General features: G+C 66.8%; 26 protein-coding genes. 4 read left to right on the top strand and 22 right to left on the bottom strand.

Annotation, left to right across the window (positions count from 1 at the left end):
• Positions 1–132 precede the first annotated feature (132 nt).
• The 3 genes from FHS42_RS00795 to FHS42_RS00785 all read right to left on the bottom strand — a co-directional run bounded on the left by FHS42_RS00795 (position 133) and on the right by FHS42_RS00785 (position 2,775).
• Positions 133–852 (bottom strand): histidine phosphatase family protein, encoded by a 720-nt coding sequence (locus tag FHS42_RS00795; RefSeq protein WP_184568522.1) that lies wholly within the window; start codon positions 850–852, stop codon positions 133–135.
• Positions 845–1,228: a thioredoxin gene (gene trxA, locus FHS42_RS00790; protein WP_184568521.1), complete on the bottom strand. Its 384-nt coding sequence runs from the start codon at positions 1,226–1,228 to the stop codon at positions 845–847. Before trxA ends, FHS42_RS00795 begins: the two co-directional genes overlap by 8 nt.
• A gap of 632 nt (positions 1,229–1,860) precedes the next feature.
• Positions 1,861–2,775: a LysR family transcriptional regulator gene (locus FHS42_RS00785; RefSeq protein ID WP_184568520.1), complete on the bottom strand. Its 915-nt coding sequence runs from the start codon at positions 2,773–2,775 to the stop codon at positions 1,861–1,863.
• Positions 2,776–2,952: 177 nt separating this feature from the next.
• On the opposite strand from FHS42_RS00785, the gene FHS42_RS00780 reads away from it, so the two are divergent.
• Positions 2,953–3,597 carry a LysE family translocator gene (locus tag FHS42_RS00780; RefSeq protein WP_184568519.1) on the top strand — a complete coding sequence of 215 codons (645 nt, stop codon included), beginning with the start codon at positions 2,953–2,955 and terminating at the stop codon, positions 3,595–3,597.
• Positions 3,598–3,812: 215 nt separating this feature from the next.
• Here the strand turns inward: FHS42_RS00780 and FHS42_RS00775 are convergent, their stop codons facing one another.
• From FHS42_RS00775 to FHS42_RS00725, 12 genes are all read right to left on the bottom strand, one after another.
• Positions 3,813–4,472: a class I SAM-dependent DNA methyltransferase gene (locus FHS42_RS00775; protein WP_184568518.1), complete on the bottom strand. Its 660-nt coding sequence runs from the start codon at positions 4,470–4,472 to the stop codon at positions 3,813–3,815.
• A gap of 73 nt (positions 4,473–4,545) precedes the next feature.
• Positions 4,546–5,967, bottom strand: a complete 1,422-nt coding sequence (locus FHS42_RS00770; RefSeq protein ID WP_184568517.1) for a serine/threonine-protein kinase — start codon at positions 5,965–5,967, stop codon at positions 4,546–4,548.
• A 6-nt stretch (positions 5,968–5,973) separates the two neighbouring features.
• Positions 5,974–6,099, bottom strand: a complete 126-nt coding sequence (locus FHS42_RS38065) for a hypothetical protein (protein WP_281392677.1) — start codon at positions 6,097–6,099, stop codon at positions 5,974–5,976.
• 355 nt (positions 6,100–6,454) lie between these two features.
• Positions 6,455–7,702, bottom strand: coding sequence for an MFS transporter (locus FHS42_RS00765; RefSeq protein WP_184569005.1), 1,248 nt, complete (start codon positions 7,700–7,702; stop codon positions 6,455–6,457).
• A 204-nt stretch (positions 7,703–7,906) separates the two neighbouring features.
• Positions 7,907–8,308 carry a MerR family transcriptional regulator gene (locus FHS42_RS00760; RefSeq protein WP_312866648.1) on the bottom strand — a complete coding sequence of 134 codons (402 nt, stop codon included), beginning with the start codon at positions 8,306–8,308 and terminating at the stop codon, positions 7,907–7,909.
• Positions 8,309–8,610: 302 nt separating this feature from the next.
• A complete protein-coding gene (locus tag FHS42_RS38455; RefSeq protein ID WP_312866647.1) occupies positions 8,611–8,757 on the bottom strand; it encodes a type I-E CRISPR-associated endoribonuclease Cas2 in 147 nt (48 codons plus the stop codon).
• A gap of 1,048 nt (positions 8,758–9,805) precedes the next feature.
• On the bottom strand, positions 9,806–10,753 hold the full coding sequence (locus FHS42_RS00750; RefSeq protein ID WP_184568515.1) for a C1 family peptidase: 948 nt from the start codon (positions 10,751–10,753) through the stop codon (positions 9,806–9,808).
• 1,504 nt (positions 10,754–12,257) lie between these two features.
• Positions 12,258–12,824 (bottom strand): HAD family hydrolase, encoded by a 567-nt coding sequence (locus FHS42_RS00745; protein ID WP_246494087.1) that lies wholly within the window; start codon positions 12,822–12,824, stop codon positions 12,258–12,260.
• Positions 12,825–13,523: 699 nt separating this feature from the next.
• Positions 13,524–14,123 carry a hemerythrin domain-containing protein gene (locus FHS42_RS00740; RefSeq protein WP_184568513.1) on the bottom strand — a complete coding sequence of 200 codons (600 nt, stop codon included), beginning with the start codon at positions 14,121–14,123 and terminating at the stop codon, positions 13,524–13,526.
• Positions 14,124–14,171: 48 nt separating this feature from the next.
• Positions 14,172–15,374 carry a ferritin-like domain-containing protein gene (locus FHS42_RS00735; RefSeq protein ID WP_184568512.1) on the bottom strand — a complete coding sequence of 401 codons (1,203 nt, stop codon included), beginning with the start codon at positions 15,372–15,374 and terminating at the stop codon, positions 14,172–14,174.
• A 475-nt stretch (positions 15,375–15,849) separates the two neighbouring features.
• Positions 15,850–16,680, bottom strand: a complete 831-nt coding sequence (locus tag FHS42_RS00730) for a cytochrome c oxidase assembly protein (RefSeq protein WP_312866646.1) — start codon at positions 16,678–16,680, stop codon at positions 15,850–15,852.
• Entirely contained in the window at positions 16,674–17,162 is a 489-nt protein-coding gene (locus FHS42_RS00725) for a DUF2243 domain-containing protein (protein WP_184569002.1), read from the bottom strand. Before FHS42_RS00725 ends, FHS42_RS00730 begins: the two co-directional genes overlap by 7 nt.
• A 169-nt stretch (positions 17,163–17,331) precedes the next feature.
• Here FHS42_RS00725 and FHS42_RS00720 point away from each other — a divergent pair, with 169 nt between their 5' ends.
• Entirely contained in the window at positions 17,332–17,865 is a 534-nt protein-coding gene (locus FHS42_RS00720; protein ID WP_184568511.1) for a hypothetical protein, read from the top strand.
• 324 nt (positions 17,866–18,189) lie between these two features.
• Here the strand turns inward: FHS42_RS00720 and FHS42_RS00715 are convergent, their stop codons facing one another.
• From FHS42_RS00715 to FHS42_RS00705, 3 genes are all read right to left on the bottom strand, one after another.
• Positions 18,190–19,245 (bottom strand): hypothetical protein, encoded by a 1,056-nt coding sequence (locus tag FHS42_RS00715; protein WP_184568510.1) that lies wholly within the window; start codon positions 19,243–19,245, stop codon positions 18,190–18,192.
• Positions 19,236–19,622 carry a hypothetical protein gene (locus FHS42_RS00710; protein WP_184568509.1) on the bottom strand — a complete coding sequence of 129 codons (387 nt, stop codon included), beginning with the start codon at positions 19,620–19,622 and terminating at the stop codon, positions 19,236–19,238. Before FHS42_RS00710 ends, FHS42_RS00715 begins: the two co-directional genes overlap by 10 nt.
• A 462-nt stretch (positions 19,623–20,084) precedes the next feature.
• Positions 20,085–20,240, bottom strand: coding sequence for a hypothetical protein (locus FHS42_RS00705; RefSeq protein WP_184568508.1), 156 nt, complete (start codon positions 20,238–20,240; stop codon positions 20,085–20,087).
• Positions 20,241–20,401: 161 nt separating this feature from the next.
• Here FHS42_RS00705 and FHS42_RS00700 point away from each other — a divergent pair, with 161 nt between their 5' ends.
• Positions 20,402–20,608 carry a hypothetical protein gene (locus tag FHS42_RS00700; RefSeq protein ID WP_184568507.1) on the top strand — a complete coding sequence of 69 codons (207 nt, stop codon included), beginning with the start codon at positions 20,402–20,404 and terminating at the stop codon, positions 20,606–20,608.
• Positions 20,609–21,200: 592 nt separating this feature from the next.
• Here FHS42_RS00700 and FHS42_RS38450 read toward each other — a convergent pair.
• Positions 21,201–22,058 carry an RHS repeat domain-containing protein gene (locus FHS42_RS38450; protein ID WP_312866645.1) on the bottom strand — a complete coding sequence of 286 codons (858 nt, stop codon included), beginning with the start codon at positions 22,056–22,058 and terminating at the stop codon, positions 21,201–21,203.
• 384 nt (positions 22,059–22,442) lie between these two features.
• The gene (locus FHS42_RS00690; protein ID WP_184568506.1) at positions 22,443–22,820 is read right to left on the bottom strand and encodes a hypothetical protein; all 378 of its coding nucleotides are present in this window, start codon (positions 22,818–22,820) and stop codon (positions 22,443–22,445) included.
• Positions 22,821–22,849: 29 nt separating this feature from the next.
• Between FHS42_RS00690 and FHS42_RS00685 the strand changes: the two genes are divergently transcribed.
• Positions 22,850–23,299, top strand: a complete 450-nt coding sequence (locus tag FHS42_RS00685; protein WP_184568505.1) for a hypothetical protein — start codon at positions 22,850–22,852, stop codon at positions 23,297–23,299.
• 34 nt (positions 23,300–23,333) lie between these two features.
• Here the strand turns inward: FHS42_RS00685 and FHS42_RS36070 are convergent, their stop codons facing one another.
• Together FHS42_RS36070 and FHS42_RS36065 are read right to left on the bottom strand one after the other, a co-directional pair.
• Entirely contained in the window at positions 23,334–23,918 is a 585-nt protein-coding gene (locus tag FHS42_RS36070; RefSeq protein ID WP_221475934.1) for a PDDEXK-like endonuclease domain-containing protein, read from the bottom strand.
• Between the two features lie 311 nt (positions 23,919–24,229).
• Positions 24,230–24,601, bottom strand: coding sequence for a DUF6093 family protein (locus tag FHS42_RS36065; RefSeq protein ID WP_221475933.1), 372 nt, complete (start codon positions 24,599–24,601; stop codon positions 24,230–24,232).
• Positions 24,602–24,634 lie beyond the last annotated feature (33 nt).

Here is a 24,634-nt window from a genome sequence, read left to right as displayed (position 1 = left end):
CCGTAGCCCACAGCCACCAGCACCTGCCGAAGCCGGGCCAGGGCCAGGGCCAGGGCCTAGAGCCAAGTTCAAGCCCGAGCCCAACCCTTGAGCCCCGAGCCCAAGACCCGAGCCGAACCCGCGCCCAAGCTGCTAGCTGGCGGGGAGGTTCCAGCCGGTGACCGCCGGCCGCCCGTGCTCAAGCCCGATGCGGCTCACGGTCGCCGTGTCCAGCCGGAACAGCGCTCCCGCCGCCGCAGGAAGGCCGAGCCTGCGGGCCGCGAGGACGCGCAGGAAGTGGCCATGCCCGACGAGCACCACATCGCCGGCGACACCGCTGGCCGGGCCATCGCCGACATCACCCTGCGCGCCACCATTCCGGCGCTCACCGGCCCCGCTCACGGCGCCGACACCGGCACTCTCGCCAGCCAAGCTCCCCGGCCCGTTGCTCTCGTCGAGTAGCGGGGCGAGCCGCGCCAATACCCGGTCCGCCCGGGCACCGACCTCGTCCGGTGACTCCCCCGGGTGCTCGGGGGAGTCACCCGCAGGCGCGCCGTCGGTCCACAGGGACCAGTGCGGTCGGGTGCGCTGGATATCGGGCGTGGTGATGCCCTCGTAGCCGCCGTATTCCCACTCCCGAAGGTCGGGTTCGACCTCGGCCCGGTCGAGCAGTCCGACCAGCCGGGCCGTCTCCTTGGCCCGTTCGCGCGGGCTGACCAGGACCAGCCCGATGGTTCTGGCGGCAAGGAGCGGTCGGAGCGCTTGGGCCTGAGCCACGCCCCGCTCGGTGAGCGGAAGGTCGGTCCAGCTCGTGTGCTGGCCCGAGCGGCTCCACTCCGTCTCGCCGTGCCGCACCAAGAGCAGCTCAGCCACGTTGATCCTGTTGCGTGTCCGCCGCGTCGGCAACTGAGGCACGCACCTCGTTCATGTCCAGGGCCCGCGCCTGACCGATGACGTCCTCAAGGCCGGCAGGCGGCAGCGCGCCCGGCTGGGCGAACACCGCGATGTTGTCCCGCACGATCATCAGCGTCGGAATGGACTGGATCTCAAAGGCCGCCGCCAGCTCGGGCTGCGCCTCCGTATCGACCTTGGCGAAGACCAGGTCATCGTGCTGCTCGGACGCCTTTTCGAACACCGGCGCGAACGTGCGGCACGGGCCGCACCAGGAGGCCCAGAAGTCGATCAAGACGAAACCGCTACTGGAGACGATCTCATCGAAGTTGTCCTTGGTGAGCTCCACCGTACTCATCTGCGGCACCCTGCTTTCCGTCTCGGCGGTGATTCCGGCAACCGTAACGAGCCCCGGGCACGCGCTATTCCGCCAGGCAGGCGCGTACGGTGGGAACCGTTGGCCGCCGGGCGTGGTCAAAGGCTCAGGTGTCGGCTGCCCGGAGCCGCGGCGTCCATAACACCTGACGTTATGGGCTTTTGGCATTGGTCGCGAAGCGAGCGGCGCGGGATAGTGAAGCCACGGCCGGGACGCCCGCAAGCCGGTACCTCATGGTGAGCGGTGGACCGTCCGTTGCAGGTCACGGTGTTCCGTGATCGGCGAGCCACCCCCCACGCAAGACTCCAGCGGCCGACAGCCGTGGTCCCATGACTGTCGGCCGCTGGCCCCAAGCACCAACTCCAGCGGTCGTCGGCCGCCGGACGTGGTCGGCTGGCGTACGGACGGCGGACTGACCGGCCTGGCGGGCCGTCCGCGGAACCGGAGACCACCAAGCTCCGGACGGCCGCCCCTGTGTGCGCGCACGACGCCACGTGCGCGCGCACAGGGCTCCGCAGCCGTCGCGGGCACCCGCCGCCAGCGCCCGAGCTCGACCCGTCGGCGTACCACGATCGGCTGCTACGCGAGGGTGCCGCTCAACGGTCGCTACGGGATCACTCCAGGTCTGCCGCGAGACGCCGCCCCGCGAACCCTTCCTTGGCCGCTTCGATCAGCGTGCCCTGGCTGCCGACAAGCCGGCCCGGGTCACGCCAGGCCAGCACATGGCGGACCCGTATCGGATCGCCCGTCAACCGTTTGGCGGCCATCCCCTCTCGCATGCGCACACCGCCCTGCGCCAACGCTAGCGCCGCCCCCTGGATGACCAGGTCGAACGCGGTCCCGGTATCGACGATGTCGTGATCGATACGAGGCGCGAACCCGGCCGCTACACAGATGGCGACAAAGGCCGCGCGGTCGCCACCATCGCGTTCCAGCGGCGACATGGTCCAGCTCTCCTCGGCCAGGTCCACAAGTTCCACCTGCTTCTCGCCCGCCAACCGATGCCCAATCGGCAGGAGCACGAGCGCGGGCTCAACCCCGATCACCGCGTGCACGATGCCGGCCTGCGGCTTGGACTCGTAACCGAAGACGTCGGTGATCGCCACGAGGTCGAGATGGTCATTGGCGAGCCGGTCAAGGGCCCAGGCCGCGGACGGGAACTGGTGCGAGGCCACCGGTGCGTCGATCAGACCCGACAGCCGGGTCGCCAGATGCGAGAACACCGGGCCCGGCGACCCGCCGAGCCGCACGGCCGACTCCTCGGTCGCCGCAGTGCGCTTGCTCTCGCGGATACGGTCGGCGCTGGCGACGGCGTTACGCGCATGGGCGATCACCTCGTCCCCGAAGCGCGTCGGCCGCACCCCCGTCACCTCCCGCACGAAGACGGGCTGTCCAAGCGCCGTTTCGATGCGTTTGAGCTGAGTGGAAACCGCAGGTTGAGATAGCAGCAGCGCGGCGGCGGCCCTGGTGAGACTTCCCGCGTCCGCGATCGCCACCAGAATGCGCAGGTGACGCAACTCCAGTTCCATAGGTCCCGCAACCTATCGCTCTTCGACGTCACCGAGAACCCGTCCACCACTGCGCCCGCACTTCAGCACGGACGCTCTTAGCCATGCACCCGAACTGCGCTAGCCCATAGGCCAGGACGATGATCTGGAAGGACCACCCCGCCACTCCTGCTTCAATGGCTGCGGGGGGTGAGGGACATGGTGTCCATCGACCGTTTGCTTGCTTTCGCCGTGATGTCACTACTGGTGACCGTGGTGCCTGGGCCGACCGTGCTCTTCGTGATCGGTCGAGCCCTGGCCCACGGCCGCCGCACGGCCCTCGCGACCGTCCTAGGCAATGTGCTCGGCTCCTACCTCCTGGTCGTCGCCGTGGCATTCGGCATCGGCTCGCTGGTGGAGCGTTCGGCGGCGCTCTTCCTCACGGTGAAGCTGACGGGCGCCGCGTATCTGGTCTTCCTCGGCGTCCAGGCGTTCCGGCACCGCAACGCGATGAACGTACGCACCGACGCCACCCCCGCAAAGGCGGCTCACGGCGATCTGCGAACGATCCTTGACGGGGTCGTGGTGGGCCTCACCAACCCCAAGGGCATCGTCTTCTTCATCGCGGTACTCCCCCAGTTCACCGTCCACTCAGCAGGCAACCTGCCCGCGCAAATGCTTCTCCTTGGGCTGGTCCCCATCGTGATCGGCCTGATCACCGACACCCTGTGGGGCCTGATCGCCGCATCGGCCCGCGACTGGTTCGCACGCTCGGAGCGCCGACTGTCCCTGGTCGGCGGGGCGGGCGGGGTCGCGATGATCGGCCTCGGCATCACGGCAGCAGCAACGGGCCGCTCGGACTGACCCGCCGCGCACCGCTCCCGGACAACGGCGCGGCAGCCACCCGCGGCATGCGCCACGCGCCGCGCACCACGCACCACGCACCACGCGCCAGAATCAGCACGCGTATCGCGCAACGCACATCGCTCAACCCGGAACGCGGGCGCCGGAACCCTGAGCGCCGGCCAGTCGTCCCGCACCTTCCACACGTACGCAATGGACGCCCGACTCCGCGCCCCTCAGCCCTGGACCCGCGCCGCCGCCGGCTTACGCACCAGCAGGCAACCGAACGGCGCACGCGCGGTCTTCGGCTCCTCGACCAGCCTGGCGTCTACCGTCAGACCTGCGCGGGTAGCCAACTCGGCGAGCCGGTCGGGCGGCAGCCGATAGAGGTCGAGGGACATCTCATGCCCGTACCCGTTCTCCTTGCGCCGTCGCTCATCTCCGACGTGAAAGCCGAGCAGTAGGTGGCCGCCGGGAGCCAGCACCCGGTAAAACTCCTCGAAGACTCGCGGCAGGACCTCCGGTGGCGAGTGGATGACGGAGTACCAGGCGACGATGCCGCCGAGCACGCCGTCCAACAGCGCCAGATCCGTCATCGTGCCCACGTCGAACGTCAGCTCCGGATGGTCCCGCCGGGCCACCGCGACCATCCCGGGCGAGAGTTCGACACCGAACGCGGCCAGCCCCAGGGAATGCAGGAACGCCGTCACATGGCCGGGCCCACACCCCACATCGGCGACCGGGCCGCCAGTTGCCCGTACGAGCCGAGCGAACGCCACTAGCATCGCGCGGCCCACCACATCGTCCTCAAAGACGGGGCGTACGAACTCGGCGTAATCGACAGCAACGGTGTCATACGACGCCCGGACATCTCGCAGGTAGGACGGCTCCGCCATGTGGCAGACCCTATCTGCGCCCCTCGGCGCCACCGGCGACGCGTGGCGTCGCTGCGGGCCGGCCTCAACCCGCTCAGCCAGGCGCGTCGCCGCGGTAGCGCAAGGGACACAGCAGAAGGAGGGTGGCCGCACAGGTGAGACCGCACACGCCCAGCATGGTGAGGCCGGCCCACCACCAGGCCGTACGCGTCAGGCCGATGAGGAGGCCGAAGGCCAGGGCCCCGTTCACCCATCCGCTCAGGGAGATCGCGTAGCCAACCGACGGGGAAAAGCCCATCCGGCCCGCAGCGGTGCACACCCTGGCAGCGCAGCTGTGAATCGCGAGAAGGCCCACAAAGGCGGCCGGGAACGCAGGCCCCCCTGACCACTGCGGCCAGCCGGTAGGCACGTCGTAGATAAACCATCCGAGACAGCCCCCCAGGGACAGGAACAGCACCGAACCGAAGGCCTCACCGGCCGCGTCGTTCTTACCGAACACCGCCATGACGGAGGCCGGGACCACTGCGGCGAGCAGGGACAGCAGTAGCTGCCAACCGGTCGCGAGCGGCGTCAACAAGCGGAGCAGCAGCCAGCTCGCGCCGGCCGCCACCAGCAGAACCCCCGACCACGCCGCTGCGGGACTGGTGAGCTGGCCGGGCAGCACGAGCGGCTGGCCAGACACCGTGGGCAGGGCCGCGAGACGTTCGTGTACGGCCCGTGCGCTGCGTGGCCGGTCCTTGGGCCGCCAGGCGAGGAGGGTGAGAACCAGTTCGTCCCATCCTTCCGGCAGGCCGGGGCGGAGCGTACTCGGTGGTGCCGGCGCGTCCGCTGTGGGGGAGATGGGGCCATCCGGGAACGGCCGCCGCCCCGTCAGCAACTCGTACAACAGGCACCCCAGTGCGTACAGATCGCTTCGCGCGTCCTTGTCGTCCCAGTCCTCGGCCTGCTCCGGAGCTGCGTACGCGAACGCTCCGGCGAGCCGGTCGGCGGACGGGGCGTAGCCGCGGTGGGTGTACCTGGCGATTTCGAAGTCCAGCACCACGGCCCGGCCGTCCTCGCCGATCATCACGTTCGAGGGCTTCAGGTGATCGTGCATTCCGCCGCTCTGCAACGCCATGCAGAGGTCCCGCCCCCACCGGGCCACCTCTCCCACCCCCGGCCTCCCCTCGGCCAACACCCGCTCCAGGGAACGGCCGTGCACCTCCTCCATCACCACGTACAGCACGGTGCAGCCGTCCACCACTTCCTGCCCGCAGTCGTAGACGGCCACGATGTGCGGGTGGGAACCCAACTTGGCGGCCTCGCGCGCGCTGAGCTTCAACGACCTGGTCGCCCAGCGCACATATCGCCGGTATTCCCGGTCCTCCGTACAGGGCCCGATCACCACGTCGGTCAGCGTCTTGACCGCGACATGGCGAGCAACTTGCGCATCCCACGCCCGCCACACCACCTTCGCTCCCCCGCCACCAATCCGCTCACCCAGCCGGTACCGCCCACCCAGCAGCGTCCCGCGCATGCCACGTCACGTCCCCTCATCGGCTTCGTCATGGGCTTCGTCGTCGTCGGCTTCGGCTTCGTCATGGGCTTCGGCTTCGGCTTCGGCTTCGGCTTCGGTCAGGGCACGCCGGACATCTTCGCTGAGCACCAACGGGACCCCTCCCGGCCTCCGGACTCGCCCCCCGTGGCGTGGCAGGGCAAAACCGCACCCGGCCCACACCACTCACAGGCGGAGAAAAAGGCCGTGGCAGCGAGCCGAGACGAACCAGGTGGGCCTCGCGGAGCCGTTCAGCGCCCCCGGGGGCGATCGGATCGAGGATCGTGCCGCATAGCCTCCGCCGATATCCGGCGTATCCATGGAGTTCACGATCGGCGTTTGCGCTGATCCAGATGACGCGTTCGCCCGAGCCGGCCAGTGAGTCGAGAACTTGATTCGGTTGCGGGCCAGCCCCCACGCCACCGGTAAGCACGATCCCGGTCGGGCGCTCGTAGGCAGCGCCGTAGGGTCACGGCGCGGCGGTCTTCTCGGAAGCGGTGTCGCTCTCGGACGCGTGTCGGGGAGAGGGGTAGCGCCGTACGGACAGTGCCATCACCGCGATGGTGATCAGGCCGGCGACGCAAGCGACCATCAGGACGCCGATGCCGCCGCGCGCGTTGACCACGCCGCCGCCGATGGCACCGGCCAACGCGATGCCCGCGTAGAGTCCGCTGGTGTTCAGCGCCACCGCCTCGGTGGCGGCGTCGCCGCCCAGCTGCATGGCGCGGGCGTTCATTGGGGGGTTGTTGCCCCACCCGGGCACCCCCCACAGCACCAACACGGTGCCGACCAGCCACACCGGTACCGCCCCCTGTCCGATGCCGCCGACCACCAGCAGCACCAAGGCCGCCGCCACCACGCCGCCGAACGCGGCCAGCAGGGTGCGGTCCACGCCCCACCGGTCGGTCAACCGGCCACCCAGCACGGTGCCCACCGCGCCCGAGACACCCACAATCGCGATGAAGACGCCCACATGCTGGCCGCCGACGCCGGTGAGATCGTGGGTGATGGGGGCCATGTAGATGTAGGGCATCAGCCCGCCGCAGGCCGCGAGCATCGTGCCGAGCACGCACAGCAGCACCGGGGGCCGACGCAACAAACGCAGCCGTTCGGCCACCCCGACCACCTGGGTGTGTGGTATCCGAGGCATCGTCAGCGCCGTAACCGCGATCGCCAGACACGTGAATGCCCCCACCGCGATAAAGGTGGCCCTCCACCCCGCCACGCCACTCAGCCACGAACCGAAGGGCACGCCGACCACCAGCGACACAGTCAGCCCCGCGGCCACGGTGCCGATCGCCCTGCCAGTGCGCTCCGGCGAGGCCAGCCGACCCGCGACCGCGAAGGCCGCCGGTGACAGCGTGGCAGCCACCAGCGCCGCCACCACCCGAAGGACCATCAGCATTCCGAAGGAGGGTGCCAACGCCGTGCCGAAGTTGACCACCGCGAACACCGCGAGTCCGCCCACGATCAGCGCCTTGCGCGGCACCCGCCTGGTGGCCACCGCGAGGATCGGGCAGGCAATCGCGTAGGTGAGCGAGAACACCGTCACCAACTGGCCCGCGGCGCCCTCGCTCACCTCTAAGTCGGCGGATATTGCCGGCAGAATTCCGGCGATGATGAAGTCATCCGTGCCGATAACGAACGTCGTCAACAGCAACGCCACCAGCCACCCCGAATTGCGCGCGGTTGGCTTCGCCACTTCCTCGTCAATCATGGACACGCCTCGCTCACCTTGAGATCAACCGTTCGTTCTCGGGGCCCGCGTTCGATCACCCTCAGATTGCTGGCGACCTCCGGGAGCACACCGGCGATGACCATGTCGTCGGAGAGCCGGCCGCGAACGAGGCGAGAGCCAGCGGCAGGGCATGAGGAACCGGCGCGGCGCCAGAAGTTGCGGACCGCGCTGCGGTGATTCTCGTCAGTCCTCGCCCTCCACTACTGGGCGAGTGGCCACCGTCTCGTCGATGTGCTTGACCAGCCGTCGCCGGAGCCCCTGAAGCGCGGCGATCTGATCATCGAGCATGGCCAGCCTGTCAGTGGCCAGGATCAACCACTCGTCGGAGTACGGGGCTTGCCGCAGCGGCACGTCCAGGCAGCCCCTCCCCAGAACGGGGCGTACGTCCTCCAGGGTGAGTCCCGCGTCCAGGGCGACCTTGATGTTCGCGACCCGTACGGCATCCAGCCGGTCGTACGCGCGGTAACCGTTGTCGGCGCGCTGCGGGGCCAGCAGACCCTGTTGCTCGTAGTAGCGCAGTGATCGGGGGCTGACGCCGGTGAGGCCGGCCAACTCTCCGATCCGCATCCCGATTTCCTTCGACATGGTGGGGATGCTACGACCTTGACACTGGCGTCAAGGTCAAGCCGATGAGTACGCCGAGCGGCCACTCCCCGAGTGGGACGCGGCACGGTGCCGGGTCGGTCGTACGGATACCAGCTCGCGCATGGCGCCATCCCTCGCCTCGGCTGAAGGGCTGGCAGCCCGATCGCGGCGGGGCGCGGCCCGGGGCGAGAGCCGCGGGCCATCCCCGCGCGTGCGGGGGCGACCCCTTGTTGAGCCCCGTCACCGTCGTCACGTCCGGACCATCCCCGCGCGGCGGGGCCGACACTTGCTGAGCTGGGGCTTTACCGGGCCGGGTGGCCGTTTTCGTTTAGTTGTTTTTTGGGGCGGGCCGAGAGGATGAGCCCGTCGAAGTCAACAGGTTGCCAGCGGTCACGGCCTGCGGTGCGGACAGCCCATCCCTGTTCCTTGGCTGCGAGTTCGATGAGCACACTCTCCACCTCTACCCGAACAACCTCCTGATCGCGACCAAGATGAGGTTCGCCCGGCCGGCCCCGAACATCTGGGTACCACACGGACACCTGGTGTACCTGCGCGCCTACGGCGAGGCGAGTCTGCGCCGCGGCGAAGGCCACAAGGTGAGCGCTGAGACTCGGGCCCGGTGGGCGAGCGTGGTCCCGCTGGTCCCGTCTGCCCGGATGGCTACAGCCTTCAGGCACCGGCAGTTGATCCTGATGCGCTGGCATGTCGTCGTGACAGGGCATCAGCACCAGACCCTACCCCGCAGCGCGGTCTGCGGCGCTCTCGATAGGCGGCGTCCACCACGCAGGAAGTTGCGGGCTCTTAACTTCGTAGCGGACAAGACACGTCGTAGGGGACAAGCCAGGAGTCGAAGCTTTCTCGCGGGCACTCGATGACAAGACGAAGAGGCGTTCCCGCCCACTGTGTGTCCCATCGTTCGTTCTTGCCGACTCCCTCCCACCAGTACGGCGGGTACGTCCGCTGGAGACTGAACTGCCTGCCCCGGCCCACTCGCAGCGCGAGGGGCGCGAGGCGCTGGCCGTTGGGGTCGGCGCCGTCCACCCCAGGCGTGAACGGGTAAGCCCCCAGACATGCGCATCAATGTCTTGTGAGGGAACTGATCCTGCTAGGCGTGGTGCTCGGTCGGCGTCATCGCTGCTGGTGATCGTGATCGTGATGTGGTCGAGGTGCCGCAGAGGGAGCGAGCCAGGGGAACGGCATACGGGGGACGGTAGCTTGACGTGCGGATGCCCTCCCCACTAATCCTGGGCAGGGCATCTGCGTATGCGCGACAGACGGGGATGAAGAGGGCCGGCATGCCGTACGACGGCCCCGGAGCACCGTTCGCGCCGATCACGTGAGCGAGTCGCCCGAAGATCGACACGGTGGGAGCACCGGGGCCGTACGTACACCGGTGGCCCGCGCTCAACCGCGCGGTCCGTCGAGCGCAGCATCAGAAGCAGGTTCTTGCTACGAACTCCGGCGGAGTCGGAGGGGTCCGCCGGAGCTCAGAGCGGGTCAGCTCTTGACGAGCTTGCCCATGGCGTGGGCCTCGTTGACGTCGCCGATGTCGAAGAACTTCCACGGCACGGTGAAGTAGCCGTTGGCGCCCCACCCGGTGCCCCAGCTGTTCTCGATCTTCACACCCTTGCTGTTGTAGCCGATGATGGTCACCTCGTGACCGCCGATGGCCGGGTCGGCGCTGTCGCTACCCGGGAGGTAGCTGTAGTTGCCGGCAGTGGTGGAGTTGAGCTTCTGGAAGCTCTTGTGGACCTCGAAGCCGATCGGCACGGGCATGCCTCGGGAGATCGAGTCCTTGATGGCCGTCTTCGCACTGCTGCCCTCGGTCGGCAGCTTGGTGAAGCCGGAGAGCTTGTACTTGGCCGCGTTGGCGCGCTCGGCGCGGTCCGGCTGGGTGGTGTAGTCGAAGTCGCCCTGCCAGTAGTGGGCCTTGGTGTCAATGCCCTGGTCCTTCTGCATCGGCAGCGCGACGGAGGCCCAGGTGCCCCGGTCGTTACCCTTGGCAATCTGCGCATAGGTGAACATAGGGGCCATTGGGCCGTTAGCGATCTTCTGCTCATTCATCAAAATGCCGTAGCCGGAGTAGCCGGTCGCCCAGGCCACGCAGGAGCCGACCTTGCCCTGGTCGCCGGGCGGCACCGCAAACTCGGTGAGGTCGTAGCTTTCCGGGGCTGCGGCGGTCCGCTTGATCGGCGCGATGTCGTTGAGTGCCGCCTTGGAAGGGGCGGACGCGGGAGCCTTCAAGCCTTTCGGCGGCGCATCCAGCCTGAAGCCCATGCCGTGCTCGGCCTGCGCCTTCTCGGTGGTGCCGTGCTGAGCGGTGACCGACGACTGGGGTGCGGCACCCGACGACTGGGGCGCGGTACCCGCCGAGGCGGTGGTGGCAAAAACCAGGCCGCTGAGGACGAGAGCGGTGGGAATGCCTATTGCTTTGGTCAGTCTCATGGAACTGGCTCCATCTGAGTGGGGTATGGAGGGCAGGCAAGTGTGAGGTGCGTGCCTGCGGGAAGTGGAATGAACTGACAGTGCTTCACATCGAGGTGGACCGCACTGTCGAGCGTTACCGAACCGGTCCGGCCGCCGCTGGCGGGTCCCTTCCTCTCGTCGCAGGTCAGCGCGGCGTTGGACAGTCAGTCCGGGGTCTTCGCGCCCAGGTTCGCAACGTGATCTTCGGGCGACGGGCACAACCATTGCACCGTGACGTGGGCATGTCCATGGAGGGCGGAGCGTTCACAGTTAAGCGTTGGCACCTCGCCAGGTGACCACCGAAGACGAACCCTCCACCTCGCGGCCTCACGGGTGTTCGCCGCTGCGTACCCACCGCTTCCCCTGTCCGTGGGTTGCAGTCGCTATGGGCACACCGCCGGGTCGATCCGTAGATGCACTGCCGACTGACCGACTGACCGCTTCCAGCGGCGTCGGCCGGTCACAACAGCGCGTGGGCACAAAGGCTCACGGGAGCGCGACGGCAACACTGCTCAGCACCCACGTAGCGGAACCGGCTGAACCCGCGCACGTCCGCTCCGCCACCCCTAGCTGCGACCTTGACACATGCCGAACCACGCCCCGAAGCGCGTGAGTTCTCTGTCCACCAGGCTGCACCGGCCGGCCAGTTCGTACTGGAGGTGCAGTGTGATCCCGCCGCGCTGCCTGCCACGTGTTACGCCTTCGGCACACCGTTCGGACAGGGCCCGGATGACCGTCGTCTGCTCCAACCGGCCGACGGCTGCGTGCACGCGGTCGGAACGCTGAAGAGTCCTGTTGCCTTCGGCATGTGCTGGGGCTGACACGTGGCTTGACTCCGTGTGCCGCTGCTGGACCGGACGTATGCCTGGCAGCCGCAGGACGTCGTCCCGCCCTGTTGAACGAACCACGAGGGCCTGGCGTTCGAGGCCGCGGCCCTGGCCGGAATCGACCTGCAAAGGCCCACTCACCACGATGGCCGGTCCAATGCCGATGGCCGCACTGACAGACCCGACCAGGTTACGTAGTCCGGGCAAGATACGTAGTCCGGAAAAGGGACCAAGGCCTCGATCTGGTGGCCGAGCCCCGCCTTTCGATCTCGTCCGTCGCAGCGTCCGCCGAACGCCGCCCGTCAGCCACCTGTCAGCGGACCACCCGTGATCACACCACGGGGCACACAAGGCATGGACGCCATTGCGGATACGTGCATCCATTGCACGTCCACCGAATCGTGGCCTGAAGGAACGAACCGGGGCCGACCGAACCTCACTTGTCGCGAAGCGGGCCATCCCCGTGGAGGCGAGTGCGGGGGCGACGGTCTGCGGGTCGCGTGCCCAGTCGTACGCCTCGGACCATCCGCGCGGCTGCGGGGACGACTTGCCATCTCAGGACCGGATGACCGCACTCCACCTCGCGTGAGCATTCCATTGTGGATGCGCAGGAGCGGTGGCGGCGGCGGGGGCGTGGCAGTTGGTCAGGCGGCGGATCACCCGGCGATGAGACGGGCCATGCGTTCGGTGTCAGTAAGGTCCCCCACCGCCACCGAGGCACCGGCCTCACGCAGATCGTCAGCAGTCGTACGCCCCGTCGCCACGCCGATCGCTCGCACACCACCGCCAAGGCCACCTTTCACATCGGCAGGAGTATCCCCAAGCAGCACTGCATGCCGCGCGGGAACTCGCGCTCGCTGGAGGGCGATTCGGACAAGGTCCGGACGCTCGTCAGCATCCTCTCCGAAAGCAGCGATACTCAGATCCAGGTGACGGCCAAGCCCGAAGGTTGCCAGTTTGACCTCGGCGGCCGACCTGACATTGCCGGTGACCACCGTCTGCCGCACCCCCTGCCGGACAGCCAACATCGCGAGCACCGACGGCACACCTGGCAGTGCATGCCCGCGTGCGCGTAACTCGGCGGCGCGACGCACATGCGCAGCCCCTAACACCTGGGAGAAATCCTCAAACAATGCGCGGGAGTCCTGCACCTCATGGAGCCGCGCAGTCTCGCGGAAGATCACCGGCTCGGCGAGGCCATCAATCCTTGCTTGCTGTTGCATGTCCTGGACCATCCCCGCGCGTGCGGGGCCGACCACCGCTGCATGAGCGCGGGCCCCACGCGAGCGGACCAGGTGATCCCCACAGGTGCAGGGGTGACGCCGACCGGACCCGTATCAACCTCGCCCATCGGACGGGAGCCTGTCGCCGTCGCGAGAAGCGAGCTGCCGGGCAGCAGGTACATCGAGCCGCGGTCGATCGCGGCACCTTGGACACCAGCGGGTCCTGGTGACGCCTTCCACCCGCGAAGTTGCCGGGAGAACGGACACCTCTGTCGAACTGCTGGTGTCACGCGGAACCAGACGCGCGAAAACAGAGGGTCCTTGCCACCTACGATCGGGTGGCAAGGACCGCTGTCAGGCTCAGTCCCCGTATCTGCGTACGAGGCTCTGCGGTGATCTGAGTGGCATGGCGGCTACTTGGTGAGGCCGTGCGCCTGGATGATGGTGTGGTTGGCGATACTGCCCTGCTTGTCGTCGAGTGCCACCTTGAACGAGACAGAGGCCGCGTTCTTGGGATGGCTCAGGTGGAGCGCCCGCTTGCCGCCGATGAACTTGACCGGAGTCGCCTTCCAGTTCTTGCCGCCGGCGTCGGAGACCGTGGACCTTCAACACCTTGAGTTTCGAGCCGTTGGCCGGGCCCCCGGGCACGGTGGTCCCGGAGCTCGGACTCGTCCCTGCCCGTCCCCCTCCGGCCTGTGGTTATGCCTTGCCACCGTCCTTGCCCATGGCTTTGCGGACAGCGTCCCGGGTCCGGTCCATGACTGCGGCCACCGGGCCCAGTGCCATGTTTTTGGCACCGGACTCCACCCCGGGGTGGGGATGGGTTGGTGCCATGGCTTCGGCTGCCCGAACCGCCTTGGCCATGGTGACCAGCCGCTCGGGGTCGGTCGAGCGCCGCAGGTGCGCGAACTCGTAGCGTTCCTCGGATCGCGCGTGTTCCATCACGTCGGTGCGCAGCTCCAGCAAAGCGGGCAAGAATGCCGCGTCCTCGGTGCCCATGTCCTCCAGGGCGCTGAGCTTTTCCTTGGCCAGGCGCTCTTCCTCCAGGCGGTCGGCCACGACCTGCCCGGCGTCGCCGAAGGCCTTACGTGCGAAGGGGTGCACCACTTCTTCCTCAGCGGTCTCGTGGACGGCGAGCATGCGCACCAGCCTACGAAAGGCGTCCTTGCGCTCTTCGCCCGTGGTGGTCTCCACCTGGTCGAACAAGTTGCGGATCTCACCGTGCTGGCGCATGAGCAAGGCCACCACGTCGTTGTCGTCGATCGGCGGGGCGTCGGACTGTTCAGCCTGTTCGGTCATGCCGCTCTCCTTGGTGATCGTCGGCGGGGTGATCGAGCGGGGCGGTGGTCACTTGGCCGATCGCAGCTCGGGAACCGGGTGCTCGCCCTCGGTCTCCAGCCGGTAGTCCCCGCCGATCATGGCGTCGTGCTGGGCCAGAACCTGGTCGCTCGGGGCCGGCTCGCCACCGTGGATGGCCTCCTGCATCGCTTCGAACCGCTCGTGGGCCTCTCGTACGTATCCGGTGCCAAGCGTGGTCAGATCGAGCTGGTTGGCGATCAGCTCCCGCAGATAGCCCTTGTTCGGCTCAAACGTGAGCACGTTGGGCAGGGAGGGCGCACATACCTCGGCTGCCTCCCGGCCGTCGTACCGGCGCATCAGGTCCGCCGCGATATGCAGGTGCTCCAGCTCCATGTTCAGGTGCAGCTCCCAGATGGCCTTGACCTTGGGATCGCTCTCTTGCTGCATGAAGGAGTGGTACAGGTAGCACTCGTTGTACTCGTGGTGGACGAGCTGCTCCCACCAGGATTCACCCGGGTCTACGAGTGACTCGTAGTGGGTGACGTGTTCCTCCTCGATGAGGCCGATCTCCTGGTAGAGCTGCCGCGCGATCGGCTCCATGTAGGTGGGGCCGGTGTTCATGTAGAAGTTCATCGTCTGCTGCTCGGCCGACATGATCGTCAGCGCGTGCAGCCGGGACAGCGGGTTGACGGTGTTCTTGTCGTACGGCTCGCGCACGTTGTCAACCGGGGCGCGGTGGTGCAGCGGAGTGGGGCGCCCAGGCATGACCTCGGTCAGGCCGTCCACGATCTTCTCGGCCTTGCGGTGCTCGATGATCTCGTACAGGTTGGCGTACCGGTACAGGTGATCGAAGTCCTCCAGCACACCGAACTGGTACGCCTGTTGCAGATACGAGTCAGGCTCCATCCGAGCCACCCACGCCGTCAGGTCCACTGCCACCTGCTCGTAGGCGATCGTCGTCTCCAACACAGAGGAAACCCCCGGCAAAAGCCAGTTCACGGCCTTCTGCTGCTGGGCCTCGATGTAGCGCGTGCGTGCGAGTTGCTGCTTAACCGCGAGGTCCGGACAGTGGCGGGCCATCTGGTGGCTGAACATGATCGCTTCGACCTCGATGCCGTTCATCGTGATGATGCGGCATCGGGTGTACGGATCACAGTGATCGGGGTCGATCGGCGCCACATTGAGCTCACGCCAGTTACGCAACTGTCGGTCCAGCGGGATGCCCCGCTGCTCAAGCGGATTGAACGACATGTGTGTCTCCGGGGTCGGGGACTAGATCCGTTCCACGTACCCGGAAATTTGCAACGTAAGGCACGTATTCCCCACACCCTCGGCCCAATGATCAGACCAGAAGTGCGACCTGGAGCCGTCCTCTCAGTTCACGGCCCCGCTCACGCGATCTCCACGTGCTCGGTCGCTACAGCTTCCCCGCCTTCATGTCGGCCCACGGTGGACTGCGGCCCTTGCGCGACCCGGACGGCAGCTGGGCTCGACGACGAGGACGGTGGACAGGACTGACGGCGCTCAGGGGGCCGGCCGGGGTGCCGCTATGACTTCGCCCGAGCGGCCCTCCTGCCCGCACGCCTTCCCCGAGGGCTCCCCGTACGCCTCCCGCCGAGGCTCAAGTTGGCACCGCGAGCGGTCCCCTTGCGGACCGGATCGGGTCAGCCGGCCAGGGTGGCGAGGGCGGCAGTCACGCCGCAGATGTTGGCGGCGGCGGAGAGGTTCAGGCCGGTCGGCGTGCCGAGGACATGACTGGTGCCGTGGTCTGCCGGGCGTGGGCGCGGCCGGTGGTGGCGTACCACTGGACGGCCAGGGCGACGGCGAGGGCGAGTTCGATGAGGTCGCCGCCGTAATACATGACCTGGGCACCGGTGTGCAGGTCTGGGGTGGTGAAAGCAGTACCGGGCGGCGCTGCCGCGTACAGGTTCTTGGCGAGTACGGCATGCGCGGCGCCGGCGGCCAGCAGTGTCGCCCCGCGCAGGAAGAGGCTCCAGCGGCGGCGCACAGGATCGAGCTGGCAGACGGCGAAGGAGAACAGCAGGCCGGCGGCCAGGACGTGCGCATGCACGGCGGCGTGCAACCGCGGCTCGTGCTGCATCGCCTCGAACAAATCGGTGCCGTACAGCAGCCACAACCCTCCGACATCGAGCAGGGCCGCCAGCGGCGGAAAGACCAGTACCCCTGCGGTACGGGAGTGCGCACAAGCCAGCAGCCCCCGGCGCGCCGCACCAGGCTTCAGGACGCGCAGGGCCAGGGTGAGGGGGCGGGCCAGGACGAGCAGCAGCGGGGCCGCCATGCCGACGATCAGGTGCTGGACCATGTGGGCGCTGAAAGGCCCACCCGGTAGTTCGCCCACCGCCGCCCAGGCCACCCCCGCGCCCCCCGCGGTGAAAGACACATCCCGCCACCAGGGCCAGGCGTCCCCCCGCCGCCGCAGACGGGCCGCGGCCACCAGATAGACAGCGGCCACCAGCAACGCCAGGGCAGCGGTGGCCAGTTCGACCAAGCCAGGGCCTGTGGCCGGGCCGGGATGGGCGTGCGCGATGATCAACACGACGCCGTCCTGCCGTGGCGGCCTGCGCGTACAGCCAGCACCACGCCGATCAGCAGCAGCAACAGACCGGCCATGTTCCACGCCCAGTCATACGGGGTGACATCCACGCCGTAGCGAATCTGGTGCAAACGCAGCAGTTTGTGGTCCACGATCCCGTCGAACAACTGGAAGGTCCCCAGGCCCAGGAAGAACCCGGCCCAGGCGCGGACCGGGACCAGGGCACGGCGGCGGCGCAGATCGGCGTACAGGAAGAACCCGGCGACCAGGGCCAACAGCTCAGCGGTGTGCAGCAGCCCGTCCGAGAGCAGACCCACGCTGAGGGTGGAGCGGTCGTAGAAGTGGTGCCAGCCCAGGAGCTGGTGAAAGACGATCTCATCGACCGCGGCCATTACCGCCACCCCGATCACTCCGCACACCACCATTGACCTGCGCGGCTCGGGCCGTGCACCGGGGACCGTGTGCGGGTGGTCCGATGCGCTCATGAGTCTGCCTTCCTGCCGTACCGGGACCAGTTCGCTGCCCGTCACGCCTACCCCCTCGCCCAAGCCGCGCACCCGCCAGCCGCGGTATATGGGCGAATCGTCCGGCGGTGGGGTGGAGTCCCGCCCCGACCGGTGGGTCAGAGCACTGGCACCGGGTACCCGCAACAGCATGATCAAGCGCGCACTGTGGCAGGGACTGATCGCTGGCACCGCCGGCGGCGTCGTCATGACTCTCGGCGAGAAACTCGAACAGGCCATCACAAAACGGCCCGACTCCCACGTACCCGCGCGGGTCCTCCAACGCCTGACCGGCATGCCCGAACACCCCGGAAAGCAGCCGCTGCCGGTGAACTGGGCCATGCACTTCGGCCAGGCCGCCCTCCTCGGCGTGCTGCGCTCGACCATGGCCCACTCCGGACTGCGCGGACCGGCCGCCTCGGCGAAGTTCACCGTCGTACGCCTCACCAACGACCAGATCCTCGAAAACGCCACCGGTGTCGGCGCCCCGCCGCACACCTGGCCCCGCAAGGAACTCGTCATCGACGTGCTGCACAAAGCTGTCTACGCCTTCGCTACCGGCGCCATCGCCGACGCCCTCGCCGCACGAAGCGGCCCCGGCCCCGGACAAAGCCACGCCGCCATTCGCCCCGGTCGGCATGCCGATGTCGGGCCCCTCCCCCGCCACGAGGCTCACGGCCGATAGCCCCGCAGTGCGCCGCATGACGAACCGAGACCCCGCGTCAACCCTGCGCCTCTCTCCACGCACGGTGGAGCAACACATCGCCCGTGCCTTGCGCACAACCGACGCGCTCTCCCGACAAGACGTCGCCCGCCTTCACCTGTGACAAACACCGCGGGGCTCTGAGACGGTTCGGCGCAGCCGGTGACAGGTGCGCGTTTCCCGTCCCGTTTCACAGACGATGTTCTATCCGTCCTCTTCCGAACGGTGAGAGACGGCCCGAGAGCGAGCCGAACCGTCGCCGTGCGTCAGTGCTGCGGCATCTAGGCGTTCCTCGTGGCTTGTCGTTCAGATGTCGGATGAGGCGAAGTCGAAGGCACGGCCGTCGATGGTGATGGTCCACGCCACGGCGTCGCGGGGCCCGGACACGAGCCCGAGGACGATGGCGGGCATGTGCCACTGGTAGGACAGCAGGTGGCCCCGTTCGGGATGTTCGGCACGTCCGCTGAAGAGTGTCACGTCTCCGTAGTTGTTGACGAAGCAGCGGCTGGGCAGGTCGTGCAGTGCGGGCAGCACCGCTTTCCCGGCGGTGCGGAAGGCTTCGTCGCTGTCGAGGGCGGCGATCTGCCGCAGCACGATGTCTTCCTGGGCTCGGCAGTACGCGCGAAGGCCGTTGCCGTCGGTGGAGTGGACCACGTCGGCGGGGACGTTCAGGAAGAGCATGAAGCTGCCGAGGGGGACGGTCGTCGCCCGCAGGGCGTTTTTGACAAAGATGAGGTTTTCGCAACCCCGGCGTGAAAACCGCTGGACCACGTTGTCGAGGTAGGGGCCGGCTGGGGTGGCGGGACGAGTGGATTCTTCGATGGCGAACGGAATCTTCTGGGCGGTGGCCGACTGCGGGTCCTTTTCCCACCGGGGGACCTTCCGGGCCAAATCCGCCACGTCAATGCCCAGTTCATCCAGTCGCTGGGAGATGCGGAAAGTGTCCTGCCCGGCTTTCAGCGTGCTCATGAGCTGCTGGTGGAAGTGGAAACAGCGGTAACCGTCCTGGAGTCCCATCGGGAAGGAGGTGAAGATTCCTTGCAGGGTGGGGTCGCTGCGGAAGGTCACGGACGCCAGGAGGAAACCGTCGGCGCACGCGGGATACCACCGGTTCACCGTGTCCTGGAAGCTGGAGACAGGGAAGTCCTCGGGACTGTCGAACGTCCAGTGCGCGTGGTGGACGGAGTGGAACAAAGGATTCCCGCGCAAGAAATACGCGGCGGCTCGGTCGAGCTCTTCCGCCGAGTAGGGGCGCTCGACGCGATAGAGGGAGAGTGCCGGGTAGAACTGGACCAGGGAGAAGGGAGCCGGATGCGTCTGGAGCGACAGCCGCATGACGGCATCGGCGAGGCTTAGCTGCATGATGCCTCCACGAAAGCGAGCTGCTCGTGCGGCATCGCGGTGAACAGAGCGAATAGGCGGTCGGCCATCGCCACCGCGTCCCCCGGCTGATTCCCGGTCGGCGTGACGGGACTCAGTTCGCGGTCGATGTCGTCGGCGCCGATGGCGTGATCGGTGCCCAGCTCGGCTTGTTCGGCACCGAAGTGGTGCAAGGTGTGCCCGGTGGCGTGGGTACAGGCGTTAGCCGCAGGCAGGAATGCCGGCAAGGTGGTGACTTCGAAGCCTTGTTCGGCACGGTAGACGGCGTGCGTCACGGTGCCGCAGTCCGCGTCTGGGTACAGGGCCTCGTATTCGGCATGGGTCGGTTTCACCTGATTGTCGGCGTGGACTTGTGGCATGACTGGGGCACCTTCGGGTGGGAGCTTTGCTTATCGGATAGGTCCGGGAGCCGGCGGGCAGAGCAGGTAAGCCAGACGTGGCCTAGGTCAAAGCCTTCTCCATACGGTTGAGGGCTTCTTCCGGGAGGAGGAGGCGACTAGTCGCGTAGCTGATGCGGATGCGGGGCGAGGCTGCGGGGCGTACGCAAGGTGAATTCGAAGAAGACTGATCCGAGCAGATTGGGCGGACTGCACGAGCAGTTGACGCTAGTACGCGCGACATCAGCGAGGCGAATGGGTCGGGGGCGAGGCGTCCGGTGGTCTTGCCCATTGGGCAGTACGCGGGAGTGGCTCCGGCTGCCTCAATGGTCTGGCCGAAAAGTGGAAACACGGGGTCCAAAAGGAGGCACTTGCGGCGCAGAGAATCGCGGTAAACGTGGGAGTCGCGCACCACCCGGGTGCCGAGGAGGCGGGCATCGGCCATCATTCTTGCTGGTAGCGCACGGGCGGAAGACGGTCACACAGCTCGGAGGACCGGCAGACGGTGACACGGGGCAGGCCCGGCTGGGTGCGCAGTGAGGCCTGGATGTGGATGCCTCGGGCCAACTCCAGCAGATACCGTAAGACTTGATCGAGCATCGCCAGGTACGGCCCGTGAGGCAGCCCCGTTTCAGTGAGTGCGTGCGGGACACGATCACAGATGACGGCGTCGCTGTCCGCGTAGGGCCACAGCGGCACGTAGGCGGTAGCGGTCGCTGCCTCGGCATGGGTCTACCGTAACCGAACCTCACCTCTAAGTGGTGAAGTTCTGGGGAGAGTTGGCGCCACATCGCCTCACCTGGGCCCGGTCGCGGCTGTTCTGTCTCGCCGCATCGACCGGATTGGTCGGCGACGCATACGACAACACCCTGATGGAGTCCGTGATCGGCCTGTTCAAGAGCGAGCTGATCAGGCCCCGCCGCCCTCGGAAAACACCCTCCGAAGTCGAGCTGGCCACCGCCGAGTGAGTTGACTGACATTGCCACCACCGGCTCCACGGTGGAATTGGGCACATCTCAACCGTCGAATACGAGACCGACTATTACAAAAAGATCGCAAAACGCCAGGCCATAGTCAGATCCCGAGCCTCGATTGCACCCGGAACGACTCACTGTGCCCATAGCGGCAAATGCCGCGCGTCCCCCACCCACTCCCAGCTCAACCACCCGAAATCACAAGCGTTTCGGATCAATAGTCTCGATCGTCCATGAGGGTCTCATGAACGATCGCGGCTAGTCTCCAGAGATCCAAAGATACCCCCTCTGCTTGATTACCTCTTCAATTAGCTTCGCTACTCCAGTAGCTGCCGAACTCAGCTTTGGCTGTTCTGCAGAAATGCGCTCAATCTCGACTAGCAGCCAACGTAGCTGGACGACGTTAAACATGGTGTCACCGTAAACGTGCACACCTGCCAGTTGCCCATGCCCTGCTGCCGCTGATACCAGACTGCTCAGCCACTTTCCTGCCTCGGGGCCCGCGTATGAGCGCCCGTGTACTTGATCTTCTATATAGACTGCTAGTCCCATGCGAAACCCTCTGAGTCTGCTAGTATTTTTCGCCTCAGCTGGCAGGCTTAGATATCGGGTGCATGGTAATCACTCCACCCCACTTGTCCTGCACGACCCGATACCACGTGGTGGGCAACCCTCCGACATCCGGAGAGAGATTGCCAATATCACGCTTGGCATCAACATCACGTTCGTAGAATCCATTCTCGTTCGGGCCGCGAGGTTCAACCTTGCCGGCAGTTTCAACCAGGTCGTCAAGATCTTCATCGGATCTGAATATACTTTTGTCGCTTGTGGCACTTGCGCCGCCAGGCATATGCTTACCTCTAATGTATTCTTCGGATGCGTCATCCAGCCCCGGCTTGTCGCATGAATAAAGGCCAAGGGGGTCAATCTGGCGGAGAGGGTTATCTATATACCTGTGGTGATCGGGACCGGCCGCGAGACCGAGGGGGTCGGGACTGATATAGCGGGCGGTTTCGGGGTCGTAGTAGCGGAAGTAATTGTAATTCAGGCTCGTTTCGCGGTCGGTATACTGGCCCGGGAAGCGTAGCGGGCAATCCACCCCATCCGCCGGGGCAGGCAACGGTGAGCCCCAGAGGTTGGTGCGATGTTGCCAGGCCAGGTTGCCCGCTGGCGTGACCAGTTCCGTTGGGGTGCCGACGAGGTCGGTAATGATGGCGTGGAATTGGGCGTCCACCTCGGTTTTGGAGAGCTTCGCAGCACGGGGTATCGCGCCTTTGCCTGGCTCTCCCTCTCCTGGTTCTCCCTCCCCTGGCGTGTAGCGCGATGTCTGGGTCAGCGGCCGGTGTGTCCCCGGCATGTATTCCCATGTGGTGGTCCGGCCGTCCAGCGCGGTCTGTTCGGCTATGCGTGTGCCGTCCCACGTGAACCGAACTTCCTCCAGCACCGTGCCGTCGTCCGCTATGCGGCGCTTACTGGCTCGGCGGCCTAGCGGGTCGTACGTGTAGCGCCAGACTGCACCGTCTGGGGTGACGGCTTCTGTGAGGCGGTCCTCCGCGCTCCACCGGTAAGTTCAGGTACGGCGCTGGCCGTTGAGTAAGCGACGGGTACGGCGGGTCAGGCGGCCTTGGGCGTCGTGTTCGTACGTGGTGCGATCGACGCGCCGGATCAGGGTGCCGGTGAATACGCGTTGGGCAAAGGAGGGGTGGGCGGGAACATCAGCCGCTGCAGCACGACGCCTGTCCAGCGGCACGCTCGAATGCCGAGGGCGGGGGGCCTGGCACACGGAGCCCACCTCATCAACTGCGGGAAGTTGACCTTCCAGAATGCACTAGCGGCGCCAATCCTGAACATCTTCTTCGCTGGACGCTGGCGCCTGATCATGCTCGTGCACGCTTCGACAAGTGCAACCGTGGGTGGCTTGCCGCCAGGTCATTGAGAACAGCGTTGACTGCGACCAGCACAGATCGGCCGTGTCGAAGTCTGCTCTGTGCTTGGTTCGCTTCTCCGCGAGGGGATGGACCAGGGTGCGATAGGTCCGGAACAGCTCCGATGCCAGCTTGGCGTCGTGGTCGATCCCCTCCTTGGTGTGCGCGTGCTGGACGAGTTCCTGCAACCCAGCGGCTCGTAGCGGCTTGGGGAAGGGCAGGTTTGCCTGCCTGGCTTCGGCTGCATGGACCAGGGCGCCTTCGAGAAGGCTACCGAGCATGACGACCGCGCCGTGTAGGCATCCTGTTCTTGACAGGTGCGTGCCTCATCGAGGCGCAGTTGCACCGCGCGAGCCAGATACGGGTCGGAGACGATGTCGGTAATGGCGACCTTGAGTTCCACACGTTGTACGCGTGGCGGCTCTTCGGGGTCGTACTCGACAAGGAGGGGCTGCCCGCCTCGGTAGTCGATGCGGCGGCCTTCCAACTCCAGAACTTCTTGGAAGCGTTCGATGACAGGGTCGTACTCACTGGGCTGTTGCTGATACTCCCGTCGATCAGCCAGGCGCAGGACAACGTGCTCAATGTCGCCGGCGTTGCCCTCTTTCCGTTCGCGCAGGATGTCGAGGGTCCAACGATGGCGTGGACTGCCGTCGTGATCGGGGACGTCTTCCCAGCCGGTCCGTCGCAGGAAGAGCGCCAGCTCCCAGCCACGCCGTCGTTTCACGCCGGGCTCGTCACCACAGATCAAGGCGGCTAGTTCGTCGAGGGTGCTGTCGTCGAAGTTCTCCATGTCAGGCCGCCTCGCCGTCGTCGTCCGATTCACCGTCGTAGGCATCCATGTCTTCGTCGTCGGGCTCGGCTTCAGCTAGCCCGACCGGTGTCCATGACCCGTGTGGTTCTGCGTCCTCCTCAAGGATCTCCGGCGTAGCGCGTGGGTGAATGGCCAGCTCGGTCAGGCGTTTCCACAATGGCGCCAGGGCCTCTTCCGGCGACATAGCAAAGGCACTGCTGCGTACACGGCAGAATGTCCAGCCAGCGCGCCGGAGTTCACGCTCCCGCTCTGCGTCGTCGTGCATCTGCTGGCGGGTGGAGTGGTAGGGGCTTCCGTCGCACTCGACGGCGAGGCGCCTGTGGTCGCCAGTGACGACGAGGTCGATGTATTTACCGTCGACTTCCCACTGCGGCACCACGTCGTAGCCGCGTTCCTTGATGCGCAGAGAGACGCTCTGTTCGAAGAGCGACTGGAAGGGGGCGCAGACTCGATCGGGGCTGACATGAACCGGCTGGTGGGCGTGGGTGTAGGGCGGAGGCGGGCTCTGCATGTAAGTGAGCAGCGAGTGCCGCAGCTCCTTGCTGCTGAGCTGGTCGGCAGCCATGGAGTGGAAGAGCCACATCTGGTCGCGGGCTCGGCTGGCGGCGACGTTGAAGCGTCGTTCGTGATGGCGGCCAGTCGCGGCGATATCATTGCGGCCATCGAGAGCAGGATGATGTCGCGTTGATCGCCCTGGAACTCTTCGGGTGTGCCGATCTGGATGTTGTGGCGCTCTCGGGCGGGCATCGGGATGCGTTGATCAACGAGGTCTTGAACGAGTCGTGTCTGGGCGCCGTGGCGCAAAATGATGATTCCCATGGTGCGATCGGCGTAGGCCGGGTCCTGTGTGAGGCGGTGAAGTTGGCCGACGACCTCTTACGCTTCTGGCCGGTTGATCAGCTTGTCTCTGCGTCCTTCGCAGTGGCCCTCGGGCACGACCACTTTGACCACGGTGTCCTCGCGCCAGGCGACCGGCGCCGACAGCGGGGTAAGCAGTCGGTAGCGGGACAGGGTGTCGTCCACGTACGCCTGTCCCGCGAGGTGGAGGACGACGGAAGGACCGCCAGTGGGGAAGATTGCCCCTGGGCCTTCGTAGATGGTGACGGGCGGACCGGGCTCGTACTGCCCCGTGTCCGGATTGAAGACCGGCTCGCCAGGCCGATAGATGCGGATCTTGTTGGTGAGGATCTTCTTCTCGACGATCGCGCTGACGGCCCCCAGAGTCAGCCCCTCAGTAGGCACGCTCATGTGTTCGAGCGTAGCCGCGTCTACCGACAGGCC

It is taken from the genome of Streptomyces zagrosensis (assembly GCF_014203645.1).
Classification (GTDB): Bacteria; Actinomycetota; Actinomycetes; order Streptomycetales; family Streptomycetaceae; genus Streptomyces; species Streptomyces zagrosensis.
This window is presented reverse-complemented; position numbering and strand designations above follow the sequence as displayed.

What these genes read in the sequence shown, in the direction of transcription:
- trxA (WP_184568521.1), bottom strand. Translation starts at nt 1,228, where the DNA reads ATGAGTACGGTGGAGCTCACCAAGGACAACTTCGATGAGATCGTCTCC.
- FHS42_RS00785 (WP_184568520.1), bottom strand. Translation starts at nt 2,775, where the DNA reads ATGGAACTGGAGTTGCGTCACCTGCGCATTCTGGTGGCGATCGCGGAC.
- FHS42_RS00780 (WP_184568519.1), top strand. Translation starts at nt 2,953, where the DNA reads ATGGTGTCCATCGACCGTTTGCTTGCTTTCGCCGTGATGTCACTACTG.
- FHS42_RS00775 (WP_184568518.1), bottom strand. Translation starts at nt 4,472, where the DNA reads ATGGCGGAGCCGTCCTACCTGCGAGATGTCCGGGCGTCGTATGACACC.
- FHS42_RS00770 (WP_184568517.1), bottom strand. Translation starts at nt 5,967, where the DNA reads ATGCGCGGGACGCTGCTGGGTGGGCGGTACCGGCTGGGTGAGCGGATT.
- FHS42_RS00765 (WP_184569005.1), bottom strand. Translation starts at nt 7,702, where the DNA reads ATGATTGACGAGGAAGTGGCGAAGCCAACCGCGCGCAATTCGGGGTGG.
- FHS42_RS00760 (WP_312866648.1), bottom strand. Translation starts at nt 8,308, where the DNA reads ATGTCGAAGGAAATCGGGATGCGGATCGGAGAGTTGGCCGGCCTCACC.
- FHS42_RS00750 (WP_184568515.1), bottom strand. Translation starts at nt 10,753, where the DNA reads ATGAGACTGACCAAAGCAATAGGCATTCCCACCGCTCTCGTCCTCAGC.
- FHS42_RS00745 (WP_246494087.1), bottom strand. Translation starts at nt 12,824, where the DNA reads ATGCAACAGCAAGCAAGGATTGATGGCCTCGCCGAGCCGGTGATCTTC.
- FHS42_RS00740 (WP_184568513.1), bottom strand. Translation starts at nt 14,123, where the DNA reads ATGACCGAACAGGCTGAACAGTCCGACGCCCCGCCGATCGACGACAAC.
- FHS42_RS00735 (WP_184568512.1), bottom strand. Translation starts at nt 15,374, where the DNA reads ATGTCGTTCAATCCGCTTGAGCAGCGGGGCATCCCGCTGGACCGACAG.
- FHS42_RS00725 (WP_184569002.1), bottom strand. Translation starts at nt 17,162, where the DNA reads ATGAGCGCATCGGACCACCCGCACACGGTCCCCGGTGCACGGCCCGAG.
- FHS42_RS00720 (WP_184568511.1), top strand. Translation starts at nt 17,332, where the DNA reads ATGATCAAGCGCGCACTGTGGCAGGGACTGATCGCTGGCACCGCCGGC.
- FHS42_RS00715 (WP_184568510.1), bottom strand. Translation starts at nt 19,245, where the DNA reads ATGCAGCTAAGCCTCGCCGATGCCGTCATGCGGCTGTCGCTCCAGACG.
- FHS42_RS00710 (WP_184568509.1), bottom strand. Translation starts at nt 19,622, where the DNA reads ATGCCACAAGTCCACGCCGACAATCAGGTGAAACCGACCCATGCCGAA.
- FHS42_RS00705 (WP_184568508.1), bottom strand. Translation starts at nt 20,240, where the DNA reads ATGCTCGATCAAGTCTTACGGTATCTGCTGGAGTTGGCCCGAGGCATC.
- FHS42_RS00690 (WP_184568506.1), bottom strand. Translation starts at nt 22,820, where the DNA reads ATGCTCGGTAGCCTTCTCGAAGGCGCCCTGGTCCATGCAGCCGAAGCC.
- FHS42_RS36070 (WP_221475934.1), bottom strand. Translation starts at nt 23,918, where the DNA reads ATGGCTGCCGACCAGCTCAGCAGCAAGGAGCTGCGGCACTCGCTGCTC.
- FHS42_RS36065 (WP_221475933.1), bottom strand. Translation starts at nt 24,601, where the DNA reads ATGAGCGTGCCTACTGAGGGGCTGACTCTGGGGGCCGTCAGCGCGATC.